This is a genomic window from Kitasatospora sp. NPDC056783 (assembly GCF_042789895.1).
Classification (GTDB): domain Bacteria; phylum Actinomycetota; class Actinomycetes; order Streptomycetales; family Streptomycetaceae; genus Kitasatospora.
Genome location: NZ_JBHUAF010000390.1, coordinates 1 through 8194, shown reverse-complemented (window position 1 = coordinate 8194; position 8194 = coordinate 1). Strand labels below are relative to the sequence as shown.

The following is an 8194-nucleotide window of genomic DNA, read 5'->3' as shown; positions in this document are numbered from 1 at the left end:
CACGCGCCGCGAGCACGAAGTCATCACCGAGACGAGCATTGACCGCATCGCCAAGGGACTAACCATCTGGATGGCGGGCCGCAACCGCCCCGGCGGCCCGACCAGACAGTTCAACGACTTCTAAAACACGGCCTAGCGGCCCCGCACGCGCTTGCCCGCGTCGTAGCCGATCGCCTCACCGCCCTGGTGACTGCGGGCCGACTGCGAGTCCAACACCGCCGCCGAGGCTGCGGATCCCGCCCGTCCGTCACCCGGACCCGCTCGCGCAGCACGTCGTGGACCCGGTTCCACGTGCCGTCGGCCGTCCAGGCGCGGAACTACCGGTAGGCCACGTCCCACGTCGCGAGATCGTGCGGCACCAGCCGCCAGGCACATCTGCTGACCAGTACGTACAACACGGTGTCCACAACCAGCCTGCGCGGGAACTTCAGAGGACGGCCACCCCGACGCGGGTCCCGCTCCGGCAGCAGAGGCTCGATCACCAACCACTGGGCATCCGTCAACGATGAGTCGTAGGAAGGCTTGCACGCGCAGACACACATGGCGGTGATCGTCGCGGATGCCTCGCCCGTGACTATCACCGCCAGTGCATCACGTCACGAAGTTGATCAATCACCCAACACTTTCTCAGGCACATGGCGCTCCTCGCGTGTGGTGTCCGAACGGGACGAGACTGGGGAGAACGGACCTTTCGAGCACTTCCCGGGCGATGGCGAGGACGTCCTCCAGTTTGCCGCGGAGGTGCGTGGGCAGGGCTGCGGAACCCAGTGCGCAGGCGGCGAGGACCTGTTCGAGCTCGGTCGTTCTATCGGGTTCGAGATAGTCGAGGACGCCTTCGTGGGCGAGGAGTTCGCGCAGTGCATAGCCGTCACTGATCTCACTCGCTCGGCTGGACAGTTGCTTGATCAGCTTTCGGGCGGCAGACGGCTCCGGGCCAGCGGCGTCGATCGCGGTGAGGGAGAGGCGGGTGGTGAATACGGCCAGGCCCTCGTTCGGCTTGAGGGCGAGGCAGTGGTCGATTGCCGTGTCGGTGGCATATCGGTCATCGGGGCGGCACAGCGCGGAGAGCACAGTGGTGACGGCGTCCTCCCACGGCTCGCCCGGCTCGGTGGCGGCCAGCAGGGCGAGGGCGCCGGGCAGGTCATTGCTGGTCATTGAGGCGAGGACGGCTACCTGGCGGCCGTCGAGGATGCGCCGACCGATGCCGCGGTGCTTCTCGATGTGGTGCAGGGCGTCCGTCCAGCGGCCGGCGGTGGTGAGGGCGCGGGTGCCGTCGGCGATGACGACGCGCCACAGCCACTGGCGGACTTCGTGGCGCTGTTGGTCGGTTTCGGTGAGGCGGGCGGGGACGGTGAGGCCGTCGAGGGCGGTCTCGTTGGCGGTGGTGACTGCGTGGTAGAGGTCGAGGAGGAGCTGGTGGCCGCGCTGGTAGTGGCCGGCACGAATGTGGAGGCGGGCGAGGTTGACGACGGGCTCCAGGCCGCGGATGGCGCTCGTCGTGGGGAGCGGGCCACGGGTGAGGTGGAGGGCGGCGTGGCGGTGGCAGAGCTCGCGGGCGTAGTCGGGAAGGGCGAGGTCGGAGGCGAGGAGGGCGGCCTGGTTGAAGACGGTGGAGGCCAGGCCCGGGTCGTTCTGCCGGGAGGCCGTGTCGGCCAGCTCGGTGAGCCGGCCGACACGGGCGTTCAGCGGCAGGCACGCGGGCCGGTGACGGGCGACCAGCGGGAAGCGCTGGGCGATCGGTCCGGTCGGGTGCACGCGGGCTACTCCCAGATGACGGTGATCGGGTGGTGGGGGCGGTCCAGGACGAAGCGGCCGGCGGCCGGGTCCGCGGTGGCGGGGGTGTCCGGGAGTTCGAAGCGCAGGGGTCGGCTGCGGAAACCGGTGTTCCAGGTGCGGATCTGGTCGGCGACGAGGCTGGCGAGGGCGGCGCCCGTCGGGCCGTGGCCGATGACGCCGGTCTCGTAGGTCTTGCGGCCGTCGGGGCCGGGCTCGCCGGGGCGCAGGGCGAGGTAGGCGAGGGAGCCGTCGTCCACGGTGGCCATGGCGCCCCAGCCGAACATGGGGTTCACGCCGCGTTCGTGGGCGTTGCCGGTGACGCTCATCCGCATGAGGGAGTTGGGGAGGGTGAGGGCCAGCCACAGGTCCTGGTACTCGTAGGTGGTGCCGGCCGGGATGGTGACACCGGTCCAGACGTCGTGGCGCTCGGTGTCGAGGATACCGAGCAGCAGGTCGGCGTCGACCGCGTCGGTCTGGTCCTTGTGGACCTGGAGGGTGACGTCGCCCTCGTGGGTGAGGGCGACGGTGCGGCGGGCGTCGTCCATGCTGCCGCGCAGCGGCATGAAGACGGCGAGCTGGTCGTCGACGGACACCCAGCTGTTCTCGCCGCGTTCGAAGGCGATGGTGCGCGAGGCGGTGCCGCGCAGGCGCAGGGGCAGGACGATCCGTGCGCTGCGTTTGACCTGCTGGAGCCAGGTGGTGGGCATTTCGCTGGTGCTCACGGTGGCGATCAGCCGATCGAACGGAGCGGCGTCGGGGTGGCCGAGGGCGCCGTCGCCGAGGATCACGTCGACGTTGGTGATCCCGGCGTCCGCGAGGTGCTTGCGGGCGCCGTCGACGAGGTCGTCGTCCACGTCGACGGCGACGACGCGCCCGTCGGGGCCGACGATGGTGGCCAGGTAGGCGGCGTTGACGCCGGTCCCGGCCCCGGCCTCGAAGACGCGCTCGCCGGGCCGGGCGCCGAGTTGCTCCAGCATCAGGGCGACGATCGCGGGCTGGGAGGCGGCGCTGATCTGGGTGCCGGACCCATCGGTCTTGGTGTAGGTGGGGTTGTCCGCGTAGGCGGTCTCCAGGGGGAAGCCGGGCAGGAAGTGCTCGCGGGCGACGGTGCGGAAGGCGGCCTCGACCGCGTCGGTACGGATGGCGCCCTGGGCGAGCAGGCGGTCGGTGAGGCTGCTGCGCAGCTGCTCGACGGGGGTGGCAGTGTTGTTGCTGAGAGTAGTCACGTGGGCGACCCTAGTGGTTGTGCGGATGGTGGGCTGCGAGGGCGTGGGGCCCTCGCCGGAATGGAAGACGGTGTCCAACGCGCGTGCAGCGGCCGCGGATTGGTGTTCGACGGGTACGCTGGCGCGGTTGGCGTGGAAGATCATCAGGTGGGCGAGGACGGCGCGCAGTCCGCGGGTGAGGCGGCCGTCGCGGGCCAGGCGGACGAGGTTCTGTCCGGTCTCCTCGAAGGCGTCGACCCAGTCGGTGTGTCCGGCGAGCGGCTCTCCGGGGCGGGAGAGTTGGCGGGGGTCGAGGGTCATGAGGCGGCGCATCGTGGTGGTCAGGGCAGCGGCCCGTTCGGGTGCGAAGGGCGGAGGCGCGGGGCGTTCGGCGGCGAACTTGGCCCAGACGTCGCCCTGTTCGTACCAGTCGAGGCCGGCGGCGCGGAGCATGGCGGAGACGAGCACGACGAAGGTCTCGCTGCGGCCGAGTGCGGGCGGGTCGGGCTTGGCGGCGCGGGCCATGAGGCATCGGCTGTCGGTGTGGAAGAGCCGGTGGGCGATCTCCATGGCCTCGGCGCCGCCGAACGCGTCGGTCTCCGGTTCGTAGACCACGGTGACCCAGCCCGAGACGAGTCCGACGTCGGCCAGGGTGTCCAGGAGCCCGGTGACGACGGGGGCGGGGGCGGCGGCGCGGTAGCGCAGCCGTAGTCCCTTCTTGCGCATGTACCACCAGTCCTCCAGCGCGCCGGAGTTCTGGGCGTGAGCGAGGACGGGGGACAGGTGATGGGCGGCGATCTGTTCGACGGTGCCGGGGTCGGCGAAGGTGAGGTCGTGCTGGATCCAGCCGGTGGTCATCGAAGGAGTCCTTGGTCAGGAAGTCAGGAGGCAGGCGTCCCAGCAGGTCGCCGGCGTGGTGCCGGTGGCGGGGGCGAGCAGAGCAAGGGCCGTACCGGCGGCACCCTCCAGGAACCCAGGCCCTGCCGTCGTCAGGAGGTGGTGTGCCTGTTCGTCGGGGTTGGTGCGGGGCGGATGGGCGGTATCGAGGAGCAGTGCGGCGGCCGTTCGCAGGCGGGCCGCGTTGCGGGGGAGGGCGTCGGTGGCGGCGCGGTGGGCGATGTGGGCGAGCCCGGCGTAGCCATGGCAGGCGGACAGGTCGGTGGTCGCGGCGAGCGCCTTCGGGTCAGCCAGCGTGGTGGCGAGGGCTTGCTCGGCGTCGCGGCGTAGATGCTGGTCGCCGAGGGCGAGGGCGGCGAGTTGTTGGGCGCGTGCGACGCCTGCGGTGCCGTAGCACCAGCTCGGCCTCTGCGGCGCCAGCGGCCGGTGGTTGAGGTCATTCAGGTGTGTGGGTGTGATCCAGTAGGGCCAGGCGTGGCCGTCACGCCAGCGCTCCAGCCAGGACAGAACGGCGCGGATCGCCTCGCGCTGGCCGTCGACCTCGATGCCGCGGCGCAGTGCGAGAGCCAGCAGTGCGAGCGGGCCCGCGATGCCGTGCGCCACGCCGGTGTTGGCGTGCCCGCCGGGGAAGCGCTCGTCCGGCGTGCCGGAGGGGCCGTCCATGGTCCACCAGCCGGGCAGTGCTCGGCCGTTGTGTTTCACGTCGGCCGTGAGGCGGACGAGGTAGCCGAGGACCCGGTGGATCGCCTCGCCGTCTGGGGCGCGGCGGAGAAGCACCGCGCCGACGCCGGCCAGGCCGCGGATGGCGTCGAACTCGGCCAGCGCCGGTAGGTCGCCCCGGGTGATCCGGGCGAGGGCTTCATCGCAGCGGCGCAGGGTGTCGCCGGCGACGACGTTGTCCAGGTGGGCGAGGGCGCTGCTGTAGGAGCCGGGTCGTGTCTGTGCGGCGCAGGCGAGAGCGTGTGCGAGGGCCGGAGCGCCGTAGTGCAGGTAGCTGTCCGGGCCGCTGGTCACCGGACCCTTGGTCGCGGTGGCCAGCCAATCACGTACCGGCTCCCATGGGCCTCGGCCGGTGGCGGCGCGTTCGATGTGGAGCAGAGCGATGCCGGGTGCGCCGTGGGCGAGGGACTGGCGCCACTGTGGGCGTGAGGACCAGGCGGACGCTACGACCTCGGGGTCGGCGAGGAGTTCGGCGATCCGGTCGGATAGTTGGGCAGCGGGGTGCGGGGTGGTCACCGGTCACCGTCCCGGGAGAGGCGGGCGAGGGCGGCGGCGCGGGCCAGGTAGAGGACTTGGGCTTCGTCGTCGAAGTCGATGCGGTGTGCGCGGACGAAGTTGCAGTGCAGCAGGGAGCCGAGCACGTCGTCCGCCTGCACGCCGTCGGTGTGCGGGCCGGGGAAGTGCCGTTGGTAGGCGTCGAGGGCCCGGTGGCGGGCGGACCAGGCGTCCACGATCACGGCACCGCCGGGTTCGGCTCGCAGCGCCGCCCAGCCGCGGGCGGGGTCGGCGAGGTGCACGGCTTCGCGGAATACCGATCTGGCCACGGGTGCCGACGCCTGAGCAGGGACGTTGTCGACGAGCCAGCGCAGTCCAGCGGAGGTCGAGCCGGTGAACCCTGTGGTGATGGCGACCGCCTGGGCGGCGAGCAGCGCCCGTCGACCAGGCAGCGCTGTCTGGGACAGCTGGGCGAGGAGGGCGGCGGAGTCGGTGCGGAAGACTTCTTCTGCCGCTGCCCATGCCAGTCCCTCGCCCCAGCGCCCGGTCTCGGTGTAGGAAGTGGGGTAGACGACCTCGGACAGCAGGCCGGTCTGGTGGAGCTCGGCGGTCCAGGTGCTGATCACGGTGGCGGCGGGGCCGAAGGCACCCGGCTCGGGTAGGGCGATGCGCAGCCGCAGGTGGTTGCGCGGGTCGCGGAAGCGGACGAACCACCACTTCGGGTTGCCGAGTCGCGCCAGGAGGTCGGGCAGGTGCCGGGCGAGGACGGTGTCCTGGCGTTCCAGGTCGCCGTAGAGGGAGGCGAGGAGCACGGGGGAAGTGCCCGGGGCGTCGCCGTGGCCTCGCTGCAGGACCCGGTGTGGGGTGGGCTTGGGCAGACGTGGCCATGCCGGGGTCCGGGTGGCGGTAACCGGGACGACGATCTCGTGGGCCCGTCCATCGGCCCAGCCGAGGTCGGCCGGGTCAGGTTCCTCGACGAGGACGGCGTGCGGGGCAGAGCGGAGGTGGTCGCGGAGCAGGGCTCGGTGGCCGGGATGGTCGAGGTCGAGGGGAAGGCCCTGGCTGTCGGCGGCGAGCAGCACGTGCCGTGGGGCGCGGTGGTGCGTCAACCACGACGTGAGGGCCTCGTCCCACCGCCGCTGCGAGGCGTCGTGGGAGGGAAGTTCGGCCGCCGTGAGGCGCCAGGCGGCGGGGGAGAGAATGACGCGTCGGTGCCGCAGACGGGGGCGGAAGGGCAGCGCGTGGAGCGAGCCCCAGTCGAAGCGGGTGACCTGTGCGGCCTGGGCACGGGACAGCTCGGTGATCAGCCGGGCGAGCGGCGGGGTGTGGTGGCGGAGGTTGAGGGCGTGGGTGGCGGTGGCCTCGATCCGGACGCCGAGCGCCGGTGCCGCCAGGTACATGCGCCGTCCGTCGCAGCCCACCGCCAGGTCCTCGGGGCCGAGGGCGCGGTCAGTGGCGGGGCGGTGTTCGGCGAGGCTGATCACCAGTTGGCCCGTCGGCAGGCTGCGGGTGACGTGCCCGCTGGCCGGGTCCAGCGGCGGGAACGACAGCTGGGCGGTGACGGCGTGGTCGTCCATCGTCGGGAGGTCCGCCAGCAGGGTGGTGAAGGCAGTCCGGTGCTCGGGTTCGAGGAGGTGGAGGAAGCGGCCGACCGAGACGCAGGCGGCCCGGGACGCCGCGACCACCTCCAACCGGAACTCTCCTCGGTCGAGAGCCGCCCGGCTGCGGGCGTGGACGCGCGCGATGACCTCCAGGTGCGGAGGAAGACGGGGTTCGTCCGGGCCCAGCTGGAGGGAGGCCAGCAGCGCTTCGTCGACGACGACTTCGCGCTCGTCGTCGAGCGTGGCCCGCTGGGCGAGGGCGGCGAGCAACTCGTCGCGCTTGTCGAAGCGTGGCTGATCGGCGGGCCGGGCGCCGGGGTAGCCGTCGGGCCAGCCGATTCCGCTGTCGGCCACCACATCGAGCAGCGGCACCAGGGCGCCGCGGCCGTAGCGCTCGTAGAAGCGCTGGTGGTAGGCGCGCCACGCCGCGGTGCCGTTGGGTGCGGCACTGAGCCGGGCCAACAGGTGGGCGGCTCTGGTGGCCTCGTCGGCCACCGAGCGAGGGAGGACCAGGTCGGCGTCCAGCCGGAGGTCGGCGGCGGGTACCGGACGATGGCTGCCGGCGGTCCGGAGGTCCGTCAGGATCTCGGCTGCCTCGGGGACGTGCTCGATGCTGATCTCCGACAAGACCGTGAGGAGGTGCCCGAGCGGGTCAGGGTCGGTCGCCGGAGCATGCAGGCTCGTGATGAGCACACGCTGGGCGACGAGTTCGGACAGGATGCCGGTGACCTGTTCGACGGTTGCGGTGGGGAACTCGACGTGGACTTTGTCGATCAGCTCCCGGAAGCGGATCGGAAGGCGAGCGAGGCCGAGGGCGAAGGCGACGGGGCGGGTGCGGCGCAGGGTCGTCTCGGCCGCGGCAGTGATGCCGTCGGCCCGGGGGACGGGTCGGTGGGGGACGACGAGGCGATCGCCGCGCACCTGAGCGGTGTTGTTCGCCATCACGTCCAGGAGTGCCAGCACGGTGGGGCGGCACTCCAGCAGGCCGACAGCCTGGGCGATCAGGGACTCCGAGGCACTGGTGACAACGTGGTGTCCGTCGCCCCACCGCACGATGCAGGACGGCCCGAACGATGCCGCCTGTACACCCGCGAAGCGACCGAACGGGGTGGCACGGCCGACCGCGCGCAGGAGGTAGCGGGCGGTGGAGAGCGCGGCACGCCGAACTTCGCGCGGGTTGGGCTGGGGACCGCCGATCAGCTGGGCAATGCGATCGGCGAGGGTCGGGCTGGCCAGTTCGAGGGCCTGGACGAGGTGGGCGTCGGCCCACAGGGCCCGCAGCCACTGTGCCTGTTGGAGGGCTGCGGCGGGTCCGGTGGCTGAGAGGTCGGGCCACGCCGGCACTGGCAGGTCAGGACGGGCGACGGCGCGTACGAGCGCCACGTCGGCGGCGCGGTAGACGGCCTTGGGAGCGGGTGGGCGCATCGCTGCGGACCTCGGGATTTCGGAGGCGATGAGGGGGCCGGGTGGTTCCCCGGGAGCAGGTCCCGGGGAACCACC

The 8194-nt window shown here is 72.1% G+C and carries 4 protein-coding genes and 1 pseudogene; all 5 read right to left on the bottom strand.

Annotated features, from left to right (window positions below; all coding sequences use genetic code 11):
• Positions 1 to 135: 135 nt before the first annotated feature.
• Positions 136 to 542, bottom strand: a pseudogene (locus ACFRMQ_RS34550) (transposase); the annotation flags it as partial.
• An 85-nt stretch (positions 543 to 627) separates the two neighbouring features.
• Complete coding sequence (locus ACFRMQ_RS34545; RefSeq protein ID WP_380734736.1) at positions 628 to 1755, bottom strand: hypothetical protein; 1128 nt, start codon at positions 1753 to 1755, stop codon at positions 628 to 630.
• 5 nt (positions 1756 to 1760) lie between these two features.
• Positions 1761 to 3839, bottom strand: coding sequence for a methyltransferase, FxLD system (gene fxlM / locus ACFRMQ_RS34540; protein WP_380734734.1), 2079 nt, complete (start codon positions 3837 to 3839; stop codon positions 1761 to 1763).
• A 15-nt stretch (positions 3840 to 3854) separates the two neighbouring features.
• Positions 3855 to 5114, bottom strand: coding sequence for a lanthionine synthetase C family protein (locus ACFRMQ_RS34535; RefSeq protein WP_380734733.1), 1260 nt, complete (start codon positions 5112 to 5114; stop codon positions 3855 to 3857).
• Positions 5111 to 8119, bottom strand: coding sequence for a lantibiotic dehydratase (locus tag ACFRMQ_RS34530; protein ID WP_380734732.1), 3009 nt, complete (start codon positions 8117 to 8119; stop codon positions 5111 to 5113). The genes ACFRMQ_RS34535 and ACFRMQ_RS34530 overlap by 4 nt, the downstream gene beginning before the upstream one ends.
• Positions 8120 to 8194: the final 75 nt, after the last annotated feature.

Bases quoted from the DNA above. Each gene is read 5' to 3' on its own strand.
- fxlM (WP_380734734.1), bottom strand. From the start codon at position 3,839: ATGACCACCGGCTGGATCCAGCACGACCTCACCTTCGCCGACCCCGGC.
- ACFRMQ_RS34530 (WP_380734732.1), bottom strand. From the start codon at position 8,119: ATGCGCCCACCCGCTCCCAAGGCCGTCTACCGCGCCGCCGACGTGGCG.